The 17,464-nt window shown below is 66.9% G+C and carries 16 protein-coding genes and 1 riboswitch; of the genes, 2 read left to right on the top strand and 14 right to left on the bottom strand.

All coding sequences use genetic code 11. The features are described from left to right. Positions 1–2: 2 nt before the first annotated feature. The 13 genes from nusB to ASC95_RS28780 all read right to left on the bottom strand — a co-directional run bounded on the left by nusB (position 3) and on the right by ASC95_RS28780 (position 11,257). Complete coding sequence (gene nusB, locus ASC95_RS28835; protein ID WP_057301151.1) at positions 3–497, bottom strand: transcription antitermination factor NusB; 495 nt, start codon at positions 495–497, stop codon at positions 3–5. After that, positions 494–967, bottom strand: a complete 474-nt coding sequence (gene ribH, locus ASC95_RS28830) for a 6,7-dimethyl-8-ribityllumazine synthase (RefSeq protein WP_057301150.1) — start codon at positions 965–967, stop codon at positions 494–496. Before ribH ends, nusB begins: the two co-directional genes overlap by 4 nt. A gap of 16 nt (positions 968–983) precedes the next feature. Next, complete coding sequence (gene ribBA / locus ASC95_RS28825) at positions 984–2,081, bottom strand: bifunctional 3,4-dihydroxy-2-butanone-4-phosphate synthase/GTP cyclohydrolase II (RefSeq protein ID WP_057301149.1); 1,098 nt, start codon at positions 2,079–2,081, stop codon at positions 984–986. 49 nt (positions 2,082–2,130) lie between these two features. Then, positions 2,131–3,162, bottom strand: coding sequence for a bifunctional diaminohydroxyphosphoribosylaminopyrimidine deaminase/5-amino-6-(5-phosphoribosylamino)uracil reductase RibD (ribD, locus tag ASC95_RS28820; protein ID WP_082568212.1), 1,032 nt, complete (start codon positions 3,160–3,162; stop codon positions 2,131–2,133). A 44-nt stretch (positions 3,163–3,206) separates the two neighbouring features. Then, complete coding sequence (locus ASC95_RS28815; protein WP_057301147.1) at positions 3,207–4,535, bottom strand: prepilin-type N-terminal cleavage/methylation domain-containing protein; 1,329 nt, start codon at positions 4,533–4,535, stop codon at positions 3,207–3,209. Continuing rightward, positions 4,532–5,839, bottom strand: a complete 1,308-nt coding sequence (locus ASC95_RS28810; protein ID WP_162250878.1) for a PilX N-terminal domain-containing pilus assembly protein — start codon at positions 5,837–5,839, stop codon at positions 4,532–4,534. Before ASC95_RS28810 ends, ASC95_RS28815 begins: the two co-directional genes overlap by 4 nt. Positions 5,840–5,850: 11 nt before the next feature. After that, complete coding sequence (locus ASC95_RS28805) at positions 5,851–6,597, bottom strand: prepilin-type N-terminal cleavage/methylation domain-containing protein (RefSeq protein ID WP_057301145.1); 747 nt, start codon at positions 6,595–6,597, stop codon at positions 5,851–5,853. Then, the gene (locus ASC95_RS31030) at positions 6,567–7,205 is read right to left on the bottom strand and encodes a Tfp pilus assembly protein FimT/FimU (protein ID WP_162250877.1); all 639 of its coding nucleotides are present in this window, start codon (positions 7,203–7,205) and stop codon (positions 6,567–6,569) included. The genes ASC95_RS28805 and ASC95_RS31030 overlap by 31 nt, the downstream gene beginning before the upstream one ends. A gap of 2 nt (positions 7,206–7,207) precedes the next feature. Next, positions 7,208–7,678: a type IV pilin protein gene (locus tag ASC95_RS28800; protein WP_057301144.1), complete on the bottom strand. Its 471-nt coding sequence runs from the start codon at positions 7,676–7,678 to the stop codon at positions 7,208–7,210. 110 nt (positions 7,679–7,788) lie between these two features. Continuing rightward, positions 7,789–8,337, bottom strand: coding sequence for a GspH/FimT family pseudopilin (locus ASC95_RS28795; protein WP_057301143.1), 549 nt, complete (start codon positions 8,335–8,337; stop codon positions 7,789–7,791). A 156-nt stretch (positions 8,338–8,493) separates the two neighbouring features. Next, complete coding sequence (gene nrdR / locus ASC95_RS28790; RefSeq protein ID WP_057301142.1) at positions 8,494–8,937, bottom strand: transcriptional regulator NrdR; 444 nt, start codon at positions 8,935–8,937, stop codon at positions 8,494–8,496. Between the two features lie 11 nt (positions 8,938–8,948). Beyond that, positions 8,949–10,202, bottom strand: a complete 1,254-nt coding sequence (glyA, locus tag ASC95_RS28785; RefSeq protein ID WP_057301141.1) for a serine hydroxymethyltransferase — start codon at positions 10,200–10,202, stop codon at positions 8,949–8,951. 58 nt (positions 10,203–10,260) lie between these two features. After that, positions 10,261–10,386: riboswitch (ZMP/ZTP riboswitch) on the bottom strand. Between the two features lie 19 nt (positions 10,387–10,405). Next, positions 10,406–11,257 carry a lytic transglycosylase domain-containing protein gene (locus ASC95_RS28780; RefSeq protein ID WP_057301140.1) on the bottom strand — a complete coding sequence of 284 codons (852 nt, stop codon included), beginning with the start codon at positions 11,255–11,257 and terminating at the stop codon, positions 10,406–10,408. 220 nt (positions 11,258–11,477) lie between these two features. Between ASC95_RS28780 and ubiD the strand changes: the two genes are divergently transcribed. Continuing rightward, on the top strand, positions 11,478–13,016 hold the full coding sequence (gene ubiD, locus ASC95_RS28775) for a 4-hydroxy-3-polyprenylbenzoate decarboxylase (protein WP_057301139.1): 1,539 nt from the start codon (positions 11,478–11,480) through the stop codon (positions 13,014–13,016). A 151-nt stretch (positions 13,017–13,167) separates the two neighbouring features. On the opposite strand, the gene ASC95_RS28770 is transcribed toward ubiD, so the two are convergent. After that, positions 13,168–13,959: a YdcF family protein gene (locus ASC95_RS28770; protein WP_162250875.1), complete on the bottom strand. Its 792-nt coding sequence runs from the start codon at positions 13,957–13,959 to the stop codon at positions 13,168–13,170. Between the two features lie 37 nt (positions 13,960–13,996). Here ASC95_RS28770 and ASC95_RS28765 point away from each other — a divergent pair, with 37 nt between their 5' ends. Continuing rightward, positions 13,997–17,458, top strand: a complete 3,462-nt coding sequence (locus tag ASC95_RS28765; RefSeq protein WP_162250874.1) for a DUF748 domain-containing protein — start codon at positions 13,997–13,999, stop codon at positions 17,456–17,458. The last annotated feature ends 6 nt before the right edge of the window (positions 17,459–17,464 follow it).

Here is a 17,464-nt window from a genome sequence, read left to right as displayed (position 1 = left end):
CGTCAACGCTTGGCTGCGACCTCGACGGGGCGCAAGTCGCCAGCCGCGCGGTCCAGCACGCCGTTCACATACTTGTGGCCGTCGGTGCCGCCGAAGGACTTGGCCAGCTCGACCGCCTCGTTGATGGCCACGCGGTAGGGGATGTCGACGCAATGCTTGAGCTCGTAGGCGCCGATCATCAGGATGGCGTGCTCGATGGGCGAGAGCTCGGTGGTCTTGCGGTCGACGTGGCGGGACAGGATGGCGTCGAGGTCGGCCGCCTCGTGGATGCAGCCGCCCAGCAGCGCGTCGTAGTGCTTCACGTCGAGCTTGGCATAGCCTTCCTGCTCGCGGCCCAGGGCCGTGATGGCGCCCACGTCGTCGCCGGTCAGCAGCCATTGGTAGAGGCCCTGCACGGCGGCCTCGCGCGAACGGCGACGGGCGGACTTGGCAGGAGCGCGCTTGACGCCAGGTTTGTTGGCCGTCTTCGTGGCGGTCTTTGGGGTGGGGGCGTTCACTCGATCTCTTTCAGCAGATTGGCCATTTCGACGGCAACGCGTGCAGCGTCGCGGCCCTTGGGTTCGGCGCGGGCCCAGGCCTGGGCTTCGTTTTCGACGGTCAGGATGGCGTTGGCGATCGGGATGCCATGGTCCAGGCCGACGCGGGTCACGGCCGCGCCGCTCTCGTTGGCCACCAGCTCGAAGTGGTAGGTCTCGCCGCGGATGATGCAGCCCAGGGCGATCAGCGCGTCGAAGTCATTGCTTTCGGCCAGGGCCTGCAGCGCCAGCGGCACTTCCAGCGCGCCGGGCACGGTGACGTGTCGGATGGCCTCGGTCGGTACACCCAGCACCGACAGCTCGGCCAGGCAGGCGCTGGCCAGGCTCGAGGTGATCGCGTCGTTGAAGCGCGCCTGGACGATGGCGATGGTCAGCTCGCTGCCATCGAGGGCGCCCTCGAAGCTGGGCAGGCCTTGTTCGGAATCTTGCATCGCGGGCCTTTGGGGTTCAGCAGTTGGGGGGAGCGGTGAAGCCGGTCACTTCGAGACCATAGCCGGTCATGCTCGGCATGCGGCGCGGGCTGCCCAGCAGGCGCATGCGGTGCACACCCAGGGCCTTCAGGATCTGGGCGCCGACGCCATAGGTGCGCAGGTCCATCGCGCCCTTGGTGGCGGGGGCCGGCTCGCAGGCCTGCACGCGGGCCAGCACGCCAGCGGCGTCCTCACCGCAATTCAGCAGCACGACCACGCCGCCCAGGCTGGCCTTGACGGCGGCCAGCGCGGCCGGCAGGCCCCAGGAGTGGCCGCAGGGGCCGGCTTCCAGCAGGTCCATGACCGACAGCGGTTCGTGCACGCGCACCAGAACCTCGCTGTCGGGCGTCCACTGGCCGTGGCTGAGCGCCAGGTGGGTGCCGCCCGTGCGGTCGGTGAAGACCTGGCAGTCGAACTCGCCCTGCGCCGTGTTCAGGCGGCGCTCGGTGACACGCTGGATCAGGCTTTCATGGCGGCTGCGGTATTCGATGAGGTCGGCGATGGTGCCGATCTTCAGGCCATGCTCGGCGGCAAAGATCTCGAGATCGGGCAGGCGGGCCATGGTGCCGTCGTCCTTCATGATCTCGCAAATCACGGAGGTGGACGACAGGCCGGCCATGCGTGCCAGGTCGCAACCAGCCTCGGTATGGCCGGCGCGCATGAGCACGCCACCATCATGGGCCTGCAACGGAAAGACGTGGCCGGGTTGCACGAGGTCGCTGGCTTTGGCGTTCGCCGCGACAGCCGCCTGCACGGTGCGGGCACGGTCAGCGGCGGAGATGCCGGTCGTGACACCGGTCGCAGCTTCGATGGACACCGTGAAGGCGGTGCCGTGCTGGGTGCCGTTGCGCCGCGTCATCGGCGGCAGCTGCAGGCGCTCGCAATGCTCGCGGGGCAGGGTCAGGCAGATCAGCCCGCGGCCGAAGCGAGCCATGAAGTTGATCGCCTCGGGCGTGACCAGGTCGGCCGCCAGTACGAGATCGCCTTCGTTCTCGCGGTCTTCCTCGTCGACGAGGATGACCATGCGGCCAGCAGCCAGCTCGGCCACCAGCTCGGGAATGGGGGAGATGGGCATAGCCGGCGATTGTAGGTGGCGACCCTGGCGGCTGGTGCCGCGTGGGGCGTTACCTGGGGCGCAGCCGCAGGCGCAGATCCGGGCCGACGGGTGTGGCTTCGACGAGGCGCCAGCGACGCGCGTCGCCGAGTTCTGCCAGCGGGCTCAGTGCCGCGAGCGGGCGGCCGTCGCCAATCAGCACGGGCGCCTGGTAGATCAGCAGCTCGTCGACCAGGCCGGCATCGAGGAAAGCCCCGGAAAGCGTCGGCCCGGCTTCGACGTGCAGCTCATTGATGCCTTGGGCGCCGAGTTCGGTCAGGAGAACGGCCAGATCGGCTCGCCCGGGACCGATGACGCGGGCTTCACCGGGGGGCTGCAGGATGCGGGCGCTGCCCGGCATGCGGCCTTGCGGGTCCAGCACGATGCGCAGCGGCTGACGAGCTGTCGGCACCAGGCGGACGTCGAGGCGGGGGTCGTCGGCCAGCACGGTGCCAATGCCGGTCAGCACGGCGCCGGCGCGCTTGCGCCAGGCATGGCCGTCGGTGCGGGCGGCCTCGCCGGTGATCCATTGGCTGCGGCCATCGGGCAGGGCGGTGCGACCGTCGAGCGAGACGGCCGACTTCAGGCGTACGAAGGGCCGGCCGCGCTGCATGCGCGAGAAGAAGCCGATATTGAGTTCGCTGGCCGCCTCGGCGACGGCCGCGTCCGCCAGTTCAACTAGCAGGCCGGCAGCCTTCAGGCGCGCAAGGCCCTGGCCGGCGACTTGTGGGTTGGGGTCCTTGACGGCAGCCACGACGCGCGCGATGCCGGCGGCAATCAACGCATCGCAGCAGGGCGGCGTGCGGCCATGGTGCGAGCAGGGCTCGAGGGTGACGACGGCGGTCGCGCCGCGCACGTCGTGGCCACGCGCGGCCGCATCGCGCAGCGCCATCACTTCGGCATGGGCCTGTCCAGCCGGCTGGGTGTGGCCCGCGCCGAGTTCCCGGCCGTCGGCAGCCAGGATGACGCAGCCGACGCGGGGGTTGGGGTCGGTCAAGCCGATGGCCTGCTCGGCCAGGGAAAGCGCTCGCAGCAGCGCCGCCGTCATTGCGGGCGAATTCATGCGGGAAGTCTAGGTCTGGCCAACGCCTCCCGCTGCGGCCAGCACTACGGGCCGGGCGTCGGCTGCGACTGAACGGTCGAGTAATCGGCGAACACGCTGTTGTTCGGGTCTACCGCTGGCGCTGTCGGGCAGTCGAGATCGCCGCGGACGACCAGGAAGTTCTGGCGCACCAAAGAGCCGGTGACTCGGCCATAGACCGCCGGATGCTCTTCGTTCTCCAGCGCTTTCCAATCAGACGTATAGATGCTGCCATTGCCGTTGTAGTCGGCGCTATAGCGGCAGACGCGGTATTCAGCAGCGGTTGTGCCTAGGCTGATACGCGTCAGCTCCAGCTTGCCTGACCAGATCTTTGTCGTGGTATCGGGGTAGACGATGCAGTTGTAGGTGACAAAAGGCTGGGCGCTCGGTGATGCGCTGGGCGAATCCTCGAAACAGTCGAAGGTCGGCGCCGTCGCGGTGAAAGTGTCCAGCACCATGCTGCCGCCATTCATCACCGGCGCGCCTTGCGCATTCAGGCGGGGTAGAGCGTAGCTTCCGTCGACGATGCCCAGACCCAGAGGAATGGCCGTGCCACCGGGCGCCGTCGGGTTGGGCGGGTTGGTGTTGGAGAAGCGAATGACGCCACTCAAGAGATAGCCAGCCCGGGTGCCGTTCTTGCAAGCCTCGACATCGGCAGCGGTGAGGGCCGACTGAAGGGTGCCGGCCGCATTGATGCAGACGCCCGTGATGACGCCGGTGATGTTGTTGAAGACCCAGATCACATTGCTGGAGCGGTCTGGATAGAAGGCGCTGATCTTGCCGTCCAGCTGCTTGGCCCCCGCCGGGATGAGCGGACTGCGGGCCGAAGGCTGGGTGATGGGTCCCGCCGGGGGCGCGAAGCCGAGCGCGGCGCTGAACAGCGGATCGACGCCAGCGATGACCGTGTCCAGATTGATGAACTGTGGGTCTCCGGCACGGTCGTTCCAGGTCACGCTGACACGGACCTGAACGGCTGGCCCGCCTGGCACTGCACTGACGAAGCGTTGCACGTTATAGGTGGTGTTGGCATCGACCGGCGTCACCGGCGTCGCCGCAGCCTGATTGGTGATACCTGCATAGGCCTTGGCACCCGCCGGCGCTCCTGCGCTGGTCAGCACCGAGAAATCCCTCAAGTTGGCCAATTCTGCTCGGGCAATGCGCATGGCTTCGCTGCGCTGCTTGGCCAAGTCCGCGCCGCGGCGCAGGTTGCTCATCAGGCCCACGAGGGCGAGCATGCCGAAGGACATCACCAGCAGCGCCACCAGGGCTTCGATCAGCGTGACGCCGCGCTGGCGCCGCGAGGCGCGGCGGGCAAGTCGGGAAGCAAGGGGCATGGCCATGGTGGACTCGATCATTTCGTGTCCTCGTCGATCCAGCCGCCCGACACGCGCGCGTAGCTGCCGACGCGGTTGCGCAGTTCGCTTGCAACGGACTGTCGGTAGACGATGTCCATGCGTCCGTCGGCAACCATGTCGCCTTGCACGACCACCATGCCGGTGACCTGCGACACCCCGCCGCCGCCACCGTTGGCCCAGCGCAGGTCGCCAAGAACCACCAGCATGCCGTTCAACTGCATGGGCCCGGCAATGTCCACGTCGCCCTCCACGACGATCAGCACCGGTGCAGCCACCGTGCCCAGGGTGACATTCGAATCGACCGCCATCGCTCCGCGCACGATCAGGATGCGCTGGCCGGCGTCGTAGGCAGCCAGAAGCTGCGTCCCGCAGCTGCCGCCAGCGCAGGCGACCTCGTAAGCCGCCGGGTGGTTCCGGTAGCGGCTGGGCGCCATGCCCATGAAGTTGCGGAAGAACTTGGTGTTGTCCTGCGTGTTGTTCCCGAGGCTGTGGAGATAGACGTCATCGAAAACCCGCGCTTGACTGGATGGCGTGCCGGGCACGCTGTCCAAGCGGTCCTCATTCAGTGCCGGCGCACCGCCGCCGGACACGACCAACAGGCCGGCGGAGCGCGGGTCGGTGTTGTGCAGGCCCAGGCCGCCGGCGCCCAAGGTGGTCAGCACGCCCTTGACCGTCAACGGCGCAGCTGGCGACGACGGGACGGCGCCGACAAAGCCGATCGAGACCTTCTGCAACGACATGGCCGCGGCCTTCTGGCTGCGCGCTTCCTGGTCACCGAACACGCAGTTGTCGACGCTGCTGTCCGTGCAGCCGTAGCCGATCACCTGGAAACTGCCGTAATGCGTGTTGGTGCCCAGGGCGAGACCAAAACTCGGGACCAGCTCACCATTGACGGCCGTGCCGGGTTGGGTGGTTCGCGCATTGGCCGCGGGGCAGCGGCAAACCAGGCCAGCACCGGTGGCCGAGCAATCGACAGCGAGGCCGGGAAGGGCAGTTGTGACCTTGCTTGTCGTGGCGCGGTCCGCGGCCGAAACGTTGAGGTATTTGTCGACGAAGCGCGTGCCGCCCGTGGCGACCGGCTTGCAATCGTCGTCAAGCGCGGCGCCATTCAACATGGCCAGCGTCCATTCCACGCCACCTTCCGCCAGTTCCTGGGCCATGCTGGCGCGGTAATAGCTGCCAGAAATGCGCTGTTCGAACATCAGGCTGCGGTTGGCATAGGCAGCCAGCAAAGCCATGACAAGGAATAGCACCATGACCACGACCAGTGTGGCTGCGCCTCGCTGGCGCTGCTCTCGGGACATGAAAGAGCGCTTCATTGGCAGGCCCCGCTGATTTCATCGGAACGCAGCTTCTCGCTGACCTGTAAGGTTCGCTTGACGGTGGGGTCGGACTTGGAAACCGCCTTGATCGTGAAATCGACGCGCCTCACGCCCTGCATGGGGCAGGTTCCCGCTGCCACACAGGCCGAGGTGGGATCGCAGAGGTCGGCGAGCGACACCTGCTGCGTCACCACGTTCGCGACGAAATTTTCGATCTGCACTGCATCCGGGTCCGTGATGGGCTGCCAGTTGTCCTGGCCGAGCTGGATTTCAAGCGACTTGTTGCTCTTCTTCCATCGCACACCAAAATGCTCGTTGCTCTTCAGCACGTTGCTCGTGTTGAGCGCACCGCTGGCGTCGTTTCTCGCGTATTGATAGAGAAGTTGCTCACCCCCTGCGCTTGCGGAGGCCGCTGCATAAGGGCTGGACGATGCCTCCTTGGCGGGGGTGGCGCCCGCGTCGCGCTCGGGTTCCCAGACACTGTTGGCCGGCAGGCCGCGATAACCGGCCCGACGCAGGTCCTGCTGCAGCAGATCCGCGGCGATGCGCAGATCCTGCTGCATCTGGACCTCCAGCATCAGGCGCCGGTGCTCATTGATCTGCCGGGTTGCGACCATGGCCGCGCCGGCAGTGACGATCAGACCGACCGTGATGCCAACCATCAACTCAACCAGGCCAATACCTCGTTGAGCCTTGCCGGGCGTCGCACTCAGGGTGCGGGTGCTGGTATTGGGCTGCATTCTCCGTACCCACTCATCTTGCTAAACTTCGTTGCCCCTTGCTTTGGGACAGCCGGCGCACAAACCTTGACACGACCTGCGTCATTCACTTCGACGCGCAGCGTGTAGCCCTTTCCCGTACCGACCACTTCCACACTGAACTTCTCCGCGGCAATGGTCATCTGATCTCGCGCGAAGCGGATGGCATTGCTTGGTGCCCCTGGTCCGCCCCAACTTTTGGCGCTCGCCTCAAATTTCACATGAGTCAAGGGCAACTGAAACAGGCGCAAGGGCTTCTGAGCGCCCGGGCACACTTCGTTGACTGGTTTCCAGCAGCGGCAATTGTTTGCGGGGCCTGTGGTTGCGACCAGGGCACAGCTCATGCTGGAAGCAGGAGGGCCAAATTTCACGATGAGCCACGAATTGGTCGCATTCGTTTCCGCCTTGGCGTAATTCAAGATGCCTGCCACTTCCTCGGCCGCGGCAATCACGCGGCGTTTCTCGAGCAGATCTGCCATTGAAGGCGCAGCCACCGCCAAGATCACACCCAGCACGGCGACGCCGACCAATACTTCGATCAGCGTCAAGCCGGCTAATCGAGCCTTCAGGGCATGAACGTGTTTTTTCATGACTATCGAGGCCAGCATTGGGCGGACGTATCGCTGTCCGTCCCACTGTTGCTAGGGTCGCCGGTCGCGGAATAAAACGGCGTTGCGCCTCTCAGTTCCACCACCAAGGCCTTGCACGTCACGTCGGCGGCCTGCTTGCTTCCCGCAACCGGCGTGGCGGTGACGATATAGCCAATATCGAAGTCGCCATTGCTGCCGGCGGAGATCCTGATGTCATATAGCGGTGCGATCTGCGCGATTTCCGGCACCAGGGTGGTCGCTGAAGACGCGTACTTGTTTTGATTGCCGCGGAAACGTTCCTGCGCCTGCATGATGGCGGTGAGCGCGGAGATGGCATCAGCGCGACGACCACGCAGGAGGTGCGAGGTGTAGGCGGGGTAGGCGATCGCGGCCAGGATGCCGGCGATGGTCAGCGCAACCATGAGCTCTATCAGGGAGAAGCCTTGGCGGCCCGGGCGGAGGCATTTGCGCATGCCCGAATTTTCGGCAGTACGTCACAACGATCAGTAACACTCCAGCCGCTCGTCCGCTGAGTTGCGCCGCTGGTCGGCATCCACCATGAATGAGGGGCTCTATGAGGCGGTCAGGCGCACTTGGCCATGCCGCTGATTTTGGTGCCGACGTAGCAACTGCGCGCACGGCCGGTGATAGCTATGACCTGGCGGATGGTCGTGCCGCCGTTCAGGCTGAGGTCGATGCTGCCAGTCTGCGTGACGAGACCCTGGCGATGCTGGAATTGCAGCGTCTCGGCATTGCTGCTCAGGCGCACGGGCTGGGTCGTCGGCAGCCATTCGGTCTTGATGACCTGGCTGCTCGGCTTCTTGCAGACGGCCTTGCCGCCGGCGCAGTCGCAGTCGTCCTTGGTGCCGATGTACATCACGTAGCAGGCGTTGGCGCCCTTGCCGCTGATGCGGAAGAAGACCGAATCGCTCAAGCGGGCGGCCTCGCTGCGTGCGAGACGCAGGTCGCTGGCCAGGGCGTCCGCGCTGGTGCGCAGTTGTTGTTGCTGGCGCAGCGTGCCCATGGCCGGCACGGCCTGGCCGAGCAGCGCGGCGCAGATGCCGACGCTGGCGCAGAGTTCCACCAACGTGAAACCACGGTTGCTGCGACGGGTGCTGGCGGTGCGGTTCATGGTGCTTCCCTCGGTTCGTTGCTGATGGAACGAACTCTAGGAAGCGGGGCTCACCGCGTCTTTCACCCCAAAGGCGGAACGAAGAGGGATGGCAGGTGCCGCATCCCCTCATCTCCCCCTTATCTCCCCCTGACGGGGGGTAGGGTCAACCCGGTATCAGATCTCGCGGATCAGCTGCCGGAACTCGTCGACGTCCTCGAAGCTGCGGTACACCGACGCAAAGCGCACGTAGGCGACCTTGTCGATGCGCTTGAGCTCGCGCATGACCAACTCGCCCAGCCGCGTGGACGCGAGTTCGCGGGCGCCGCTGGCGAGCAGCTTTTCCTCGATGCGGTTGATGGCCGCGTCGATCTGCTCGACGCTGACCGGCCGCTTGCGCAGGGCCAACTGCATGGAGGCACGCAGCTTGGCGGCGTCGAAATCGGCGCGCCGCCCGTCCTTCTTGACGACCGAGGGCATGGCGATGTCAGCCCGCTCATAGGTCGTGAAGCGTTTGTCGCAGGACAGGCAGCGGCGCCGGCGCCGGACGACGTCGCCCTCATCCGACTCCCGGGTCTCGGCGACCTGGGTTTCGGTGTGAGAGCAGAACGGGCAGCGCATCGGGGTCTGGTTCAGCCGCGGTAGACGGGGAAGGCCGAAGTCAGCGCGGCGACCTTCTCCCGCACGGCGGCCAGGTTGGCCTCGTCATGCGGCTTGTCCAGCACGTCGGCGATCAGGTGGGCGGTGGCGCGCACCTGTTCCTCCTTGAAGCCGCGCGTCGTCATGGCCGGCGTACCCAGGCGGATGCCGCTGGTGATCATGGGCTTCTGCGGATCGTTCGGGATGCCGTTCTTGTTGCAGGTCATGTGGGCGGCGCCCAGGATGGCCTCGGCTTCCTTGCCGGTCAGGTTCTTGGGGCGCAGGTCCACCAGCATGACGTGGCTCTCGGTGCCGCCGGAAACGATGCGCAGGCCGCGCTCGATCAGCGTGTCGGCGAGCACCTTGGCGTTCTTGACGACCTGCTCCTGGTAGGCCTTGAACTCGGGCGTCAGCGCTTCCTTGAAGGCCACGGCCTTGCCGGCGATGACGTGCATCAGCGGGCCGCCCTGGATGCCGGGGAAGATGGCCGAGTTGATCTTCTTGGCGATCGCCTCGTCGTTCGTCAGGATGATGCCGCCGCGCGGGCCGCGCAGGCTCTTGTGCGTGGTGGACGTGACCACGTCGGCATGGGGCAGGGGATTGGGATAGACGCCCGCGGCGATCAGGCCGGCGTAGTGCGCCATGTCGACCATGAAGTAGGCACCGATCTCCTTGGCGATCTTGCCGAAGCGCTCGAAGTCGATGCGCAGCGAGTAGGCCGAGGCGCCAGCGATGATGAGCTTGGGCTTCTTCTCACGGGCCAGGGCTTCCATGGCGTCGTAGTCGATGGCTTCGTTCGCGTCCAGGCCGTAGCTGATGACGTTGAACCACTTGCCGCTCATGTTCAGCGCCATGCCGTGGGTCAGGTGGCCGCCTTCGGCCAGGCTCATGCCCATGATGGTGTCGCCAGGCTGCAGCAGCGCGAAGAAGGCGCCTTGGTTGGCCTGCGAGCCGGAGTTGGGCTGCACGTTGGCGAATTCGGCGCCGAAGAGCTGCTTCAGGCGATCGATGGCGAGTTGCTCGACGACGTCGACATACTCGCAGCCACCGTAGTAGCGCTTGCCGGGGTAGCCCTCGGCGTATTTGTTGGTCAGCTGGCTCCCCTGGGCCTGCATGACGGCCGGCGAGGTGTAGTTCTCGCTGGCGATCAGCTCGATGTGGTCTTCCTGGCGGCGGTTCTCGTTCTGGACGGCGGTCCAGAGTTCGGGGTCGACCAAGGCGAGGGTGGAGGTGTTGCGGTCAAACATGCTGGTGTTTCCGAAGGTCAGGCGGTGAATCCCCGGCGCTCACGAGCGAGCGTGAGGCCAAGGCTGCCCAGGCGAACGGCTGATAGCGGTTGCCATGTCGACAGAGGACAGCCGCCTCACGCTCCCCGGTGGTGTCCCACCTCGGGTCAGCTTGTGACCCTGATCGCCAGTCGCGTGAATGCCCAGTGTATGCCAGCGGCGCTTCAGCGCAGCAGAGCCACCTGGGCGGAGTCGCCCGTCGAGGGGGCAGACGCCGCTTCGCGCAGCAGCGGGCGGACGGTCGTCATGGTCGGTACCGTGCGGCCGGCCGCGACCGCCTTCAGCAGGTCGTGCTCGGCCAGCACGCGGCCTGCATAGCCTGTGTCCTCGGCCAGATTGGCCGCGCCGACGTAGTAGCGCAGGCCTTCCTCCAGGCCACCGGCGCGCTGGATGCATTCCTTCAGCACCTGCACGCCCACGCGCAGATTGGTGACCGGATCGAAGGCCGCCAGCGTGCCGCCGAAGGCTTCGTACTTGTCGTCGTGAACGCGGGTCATGACCTGCATCAGGCCCTGGGCGCCTACCGCGCTCTGTGCGAACGGGTTGAAGCGCGACTCGATGGCCATGATGGCCAGGATCAGCGTCGGTTCGACCTTGGCGCGCTGGCCCACGGCCCAGGCTTCCTGCACCAGGCGGCTGATGGGCTCGGGTGCCACGCTGTAGCGGCGCGCCAGCCAGTGGGCGACGGCCGCTTGCTGGCGGCTCAGTTCGCGGGGGTCGGTGGCGGTGGCGCGCGCAATGGCGTCGGGCTCGGCCGACGCCATCAGGGTGTTGCCCTCGGCCTCGGCACGCGCTTCGTGGCGGGCATTCAGCCAGCCAAGGGTGGCGAACTCCACCTTCTCGCGCAGGCCCGCCTGGCTCGTGAACACCAGCAGCACCGACACCACGGCCAGCCCGAGCAGGGCCAGTGTGTTGTGGCTGACCACCAGCAGGCCGTTGCCGATGTCCTTGACGAACAGCGACGCCGAATCCCGCGTGTGGCGAGCCAGGCTGAACAGGTCTTGACGTGTCGTCATTCGACTCCTTGTGCCGCAACCCGCCTCAGGCTGCCTTCGATGCGAAGCGGTCTGGGTGGGGCGACGGTGATAATTTCCCGGCCGAATGCTTGGGTCTGTGGCATCTGCGTGCCCGGAGGACCTGGCCGGTTGGGCTTCAGTAAAAACCCGAAGCGACGAATTTTAAGGGTCGAAGATAACCAGTCAAGGTTGTTTCATCGATTCAAAACTACTTTTGGTTATGAAATACAGCGACTTGAGGGACTTCATGGCCGGCCTGGAAAGGCTTGGAGAGCTCAAGCGCGTGCGTGAAAAAGTCTCACCAGTGCTGGAGATGACAGCCCTCAGCGACCGCGTCTTGCGGGCCGGTGGACCGGCCTTGCTGTTCGAGACGCCGGCCGGGTTTTCCACCCCCGCCTTGACCAATCTTTTCGGGACAACGCGTCGCGTCGCACTCGGCATGGGCGCTGACTCTCTGGCTGATTTGCGGGATGTCGGCCGGGTGCTCGCCAGCCTCAAGGAGCCTGACCCACCCAAGGGCTTGAAGGATGCCGGCAAGCTGCTGCAAATGGCCAAGGCGTTGTGGGACATGAAGCCCGCCTTGCGGCGCCGCGCGCCTTGCCAGGAGGAGGTGTTCGAAGGCAGCGACATCGACCTGGGCCGCCTGCCCATCCAGACCTGCTGGCCGGACGACGCAGCCCCCCTGATCACGTGGGGTCTGGTCATCACCCGGGGCCCGACGCGCACCCGCCAGAACCTCGGCATCTACCGCCAGCAGCTGATTTCGCCCCGCCAGGTCATCATGCGTTGGCTGGCGCACCGCGGTGGTGCATTGGATTTCCGCGACCATGCCCTGGCCTACCCGGGCGAGCCGTTTCCCATCGCCGTCGCCCTGGGTGCGGACCCGGCCACCATCCTGGGAGCCGTCACTCCGGTGCCGGATTCACTGTCCGAATACCAGTTCGCCGGCCTGCTGCGCGGCTCGCGGACCGAGCTGGTCAACACCGGTGTGGGCAAGAGCCAACCGCTGCAGGCGCCGGCATCGGCCGAGATCGTCCTGGAGGGCCATATCCTGCCCGCCCTTGCTGGTTTCGCTGGCGTCAGCGAGCACGGCGTGCCGTTGAAGGAGAAGGGCGGCTACCTGCACGCGCTGGAAGGTCCGTTCGGCGACCACACGGGCTACTACAACGAGCAGGACTGGTTTCCCGTCTTCGAGATCTCTCGCCTGACCCAGCGCAAGAACCCGATCTACCACTCGACCTACACCGGCAAGCCGCCGGACGAGCCGGCCATATTGGGCGTCGCGCTCAACGAGGTCTTCGTGCCCATCCTGCAGAAGCAATTTCCCGAGATCGTCGACTTCTATCTGCCGCCGGAGGGCTGCAGCTATCGCATGGCCGTCGTGTCGATCAAGAAGGCCTACCCCGGCCACGCCAAGCGGCTGATGTTCGGCATCTGGAGCTTCCTGCGCCAGTTCATGTACACCAAGTTCATCGTCGTGGTCGACGACGACATCGACACGCGCAACTGGCAGGAAGTGATCTGGGCCATCACGACCCGCATGGACCCGGTGCGCGACACCACGCTGGTCGACAACACGCCCATCGACTATCTCGATTTCGCCTCGCCGGTCAGCGGCCTGGGCGGCAAGATGGGCCTGGACGCGACCAACAAATGGCCTGGCGAAACCAGCCGCGAATGGGGTCGCGGCATCAGTCTGCCACCCGAGGTCACAAAGCGCGCCGAGGCGCTATTCGGGCAACTCTTCTTGAAGCCCTGAGCGTGCTCGCCTACTGTTGAGATGCCTTTTGAGGCACAACCTCTGGCGCAATCCCTTGCGCGCCAGGAGCCCTTCGGCAAATCGCCGTGGAGCCCCAAGGTGGCATAGCCACCCACCCCGCCCGGCCTTCAAGCCCGGCGGGGTTTCTATTTCAGCGTCCAGCCCACCAGGCAAGGGTCTCGTAGAGGACGTAGCGCACGCGCGCAAAACCCTCGACCGAGGGGCACCAGTCGTCAAAGCTGCTCAGGGCATCGTCCTGCAGGCCCACGGGAGCAGGCAGCAGATGGATACCCAGTGGCGCGGCCTCGGCTTCGAAGGCGCGCAGCGCACGACGCATGTGCGCCTCATGTGTGACCAGCACGACCTGCTTCACGCCCGCCTTCGCCAGCAGGGGCAAGGTATGGGCGGCGTTCTCCCGTGTGTCACGTGAGTGGGCTTCTGCCCAACGCAACGGCAAGCCATAGTCCTCGGCCGCCACCCGGGCAATGATGTCGGCCTCGGGCTGGCGCAGTTCGGTCGCCGTCCAGCCAATGCCGCCTGAAAAGGCCAGCGGCCAGCCGCTGCGGCGGGCAACCCAGACGCCATAGGCCAGCCGTTCGGCGGTGAAGCGGGCCGGCGCACCGGCGCCGAATTCCGGCGCATGGCGCTTCACCCCACCGCCCAGCACGAGCACTGCGCCATCGGAGCGGCCACGCAGCGCATCGACCTGGCCGGGCCTTAGAACCGCAGGCTGACCCGCGGCCCGGCTCAACAGCTCGCCCGCCGCCTCGGTGGCCGATAGCCAGATACCCGCCAGCGCCAAGCCCAGTAACAGGGCGCCAAGGCGCCGCCCGCGACGGAGCCTCCAGCCGCCCCAGGCCGCCAGCAGCAGCATCGGCACGGGGGGCAGGGCGGCTGCAAGCAGCAGGGTCTTGAAGCCGGGATAGTCGAGGGCAAGGCTCACCGTGGGCATCATCGCCGACATCAATAATGCGCCTGCCGTGACGCTACCTTCCCGCTCCCCCACCCGCATCGCCCTCTGGACTCTGGCCGCCTTGTCGGCCCTGGTCACCTTGCTGCTGCTGATCGTGACGCTGGCCTTGCCGGGCTGGGTCATCGGCCGCGGCGCGGCCCTGGCCACCGAGGCCATGGGCCGGCAGGTCACCATCGAGGAGGCCAGCTTCCAGCCCTGGCGTCTGGCCCTGGTCATTGAAGGGCTGAGTATTGCCGGCGCCGACGCCGGGCAGCCACCGGTGTTCAAGCTGCAGAAATTGGACGCTGCCCTGTCGCTGCGCTCTCTGCTGCGCGGCCGTGCCGTCATCGAATCCGTGGCCTTGACCAAGCCCGAACTGCGCCTCGCCCGCGTGGCCGAGGGCCGCTATGACATCGACGACCTGATCCAGCGCTTTGCCGCCAAGCCTGGCGTGCCCGAGGAGCCCGACCCCGAGTTCGCCGTCTACAACATCGAGCTGGCCGACGGCCGCATCCTCTTCGACGACCGCCCGGTGCAACGCCAGCACGAGCTGGCGGGCCTGCACCTGGCCCTGCCTTTCATGTCGACGCTGCCGGCCGACGTCAAGGTCAAGGTGCAACCCCAGCTGAACGGCAAGCTCGACGGCGTCGCCTTCGACAGCCGCGCCGAGGCGCTGCCCTTTGACGACGACGTCAGTGCTCGTTTGTCCTTCAAATTTGCCGGGCTGGATCTCGCACCGCTGGCCGCCTATGTGCCTGCCAGCGCGCCCATCCGACTGACCGGCGGCAGGCTCGACGTCGACGTGGCGGTGGACTTTGCCGAGCGCCCCAAGCAGACGCCCGGGGTCAAGTTCAGCGGCCTCATCCAACTGCACGAACTGGCCCTGACCCAGCCTGACGGCCAGGCCCTGCTCGGGCTCAAGCGGTTGAGCCTGCCGCTCGCTGATGTGCAACCGCTGCGTCGCCAGCTGGGCTTCGGTGCCATCCTGCTGGAGTCGCCCAATGCCTGGCTGCGTCCGCTGCCGGCAGGGTCTGGCGGTGTGTCGTCGCCAACTGCGGTCCCCTGGCAGTTCAGCCTTGCCGGGTTGGAAGTCAAGGAGGGTCGTTTCACCCTCAACAAGGACCTGGCGCTGGAGGCCATCCAGATCAAGCTCGGCGCAGCCGCCTGGCCCTTGAAGTCGCCCGCCCAGTTAGACGCCAGCCTGCGCCTGGACCAGGCCACGCTGACGGCCCGGGCCACGCTGACGCCTGAACTGCTGCAGGCTGATGCGGAGCTGAATGGCCTTGCCGTCGAGAGGCTGGCCGCCTGGCTGCCTCTGCCGGGCGGCGCGCGGCTGGCCGCCGGTCTCTCCACCAAGGCTGGCCTCGCCGTCCAGAACCCGCTGGCCGAAGGAGCCGCCGACCGTGCCCAGCTGACCCTGGCCGAACTGCGCATCAGCGACGCTCGCCTGAGTCTGCCCGGCGCGCCACGGCTGGTGACGCTGGCCTCGGCCCAGCTCGACAAGGCCAGCATCGAGCCCGCCACGCACATCATCACCCTTGGCACGCTGGCGCTGGACGCGCCGCGCGCACAGCTTGCCCGCGAGCAGGGTGGCCGCCTGAACATCGCCGACCTGCTGCCGCCTGACAGCGCCGCGTCCGCCGCCGGCCCGGCCTGGAAGGTGCAGCTTGCTGGCCTGACGGTCGAGCGCGGCGCGCTTCGCTGGCAGGACGCCGCCGTGCCCGCAGGCGTCACGCCCGTGGCATTGACCGCCGAGCCGCTGCGCCTGCAGCTGGGCGCGCTGAGCTGGCCCGCCACAGCGCCCCTGCAGGCGCAGATCACCACCCAACTCGCCGCCCTCGGCGCGAATGATCAGCCCATCGCCGCCAGCGCCGGCAGCCTGCAATGGAGCGGCCGCATTGGCCTGGCGCCGCTGTCGGCCAGCGGCAACCTGCAGGCCAAGGCCCTGCCTCTACATCTGCTCAACGCCTACCTCGACCCGGCCTGGGGCCTGCACCTACAGCGCGCCGAGCTGGGGTTGAAGGCCGAAGTCACTGCACAGCAGGCTGGCGGCGCCTGGGCAGCCAATGTGGGCGGCGACGTGCGCGTCGGGCCGCTGGCGCTGTTGCAGACCCGTGTCGTCGACGGCCAGCGCGTTGTCGGTGAAGACCTGCTGAGCTGGCAGGCCCTTCAGCTCGACGGCCTCAAGCTCGCCCTGGCGCCGGGCGCGCCGCCACGTCTGGCCGTGAAGGACGCGCTGCTCGAGGACGCCTACGCCCGCCTCATAGTCAACGACCAGGGCCGCTTGAATCTGCGCGACATCGGCCCGACCGAAGCGGCCGCCGCACCCGCATCAGCCGCGTCGGCAGCCCAGCCGGAGTTCGCCGCCGAACGCATCCGCGTCAACCGCGGCGTCGTCGATTTCAACGACCGCTTCGTGCGCCCCAATTACAGCGCCCGCCTCACCGAGCTGCAGGGCTCGCTGGGCGCCTTCTCGTCCACAAGCAGCGCGATGGCGCCGCTGACGCTGAAGGGCAAGGTCGCGGGCACCGGCTTGCTGGAGATCGACGGCCAGCTCAAGCCGGGCGCGCCGCTGGCCATGGACATTGCCGCCAATGCGACCGACATCGAGCTGGTGCCGCTGTCGCCCTACGCCGCCAAATACGCCGGCTACGCCATCGAGCGTGGCAAGCTGTCCACCAAGCTGCGCTACAAGGTCGAGCCGGGTGGCCAGCTTGTCGCCAGCAACCAGATCATCCTGAACCAGTTGACCTTCGGCGAGCGCGTGGACAGCCCCGATGCCACGTCGCTGCCGGTGCGCTTCGCCGTCGCGCTGCTCAAGGACGGCAACGGCGTCATCGACGTCAACCTGCCGATCAGCGGCTCGCTGAACGACCCCGAGTTCAGCGTCGGCGGCCTGGTCTGGAAGCTCGTGCTCAACCTCATCGGCAAGGCGCTGACCTCGCCCTTTGCCCTTTTCAGCGGCAGCGACGCACCCGAAGAGGCCCGGATCGCCTTCGCGCCCGGTGGCACCGAGCTGGGCGACCCGACCAAGCTCGACCGCGTGGCCAGGCTGCTGATCGACAAGCCCGGCGTGCAGTTGACGCTGACGGGCTGGGCCGGCATCGCCGCCGAGGGCCAGGCCCTGCGTGAGCAGCGCCTGGCAGCTGCACTCAAAGCTGAGAATGCCTCCATCGGCAATTCAGCGCCGGACGCCGCACTCAAGCGTCTGTACGAAGCCAGCAAACTGCCCAACAAGCCCAAGAACCTGCTCGGCCTGGCCAAGGACCTGCCGGCCGAGCAGATGCGTGGCCTGCTGCTGGGCAGCTACGCCATCGACGACGAATCGCTGCGCCTGCTCGCTGTGGCCCGCGCCACCGCCGTGCGCGATGCGTTGCTGGCCCGTGGCGCGCCGAATGCGCGCGTCTTCCTCGCTGCCCCCAAGCTCTGCGACACGGCTTGTGACGAGACTTGGCGCCCCCATGTCGAGATGTCCCTCGGCGCCCATTGAAGGTCA

It is taken from the genome of Pelomonas sp. Root1217 (genome assembly GCF_001425705.1).
Lineage (GTDB): Bacteria > Pseudomonadota > Gammaproteobacteria > Burkholderiales > Burkholderiaceae_C > Pelomonas.
This window is presented reverse-complemented; position numbering and strand designations above follow the sequence as displayed.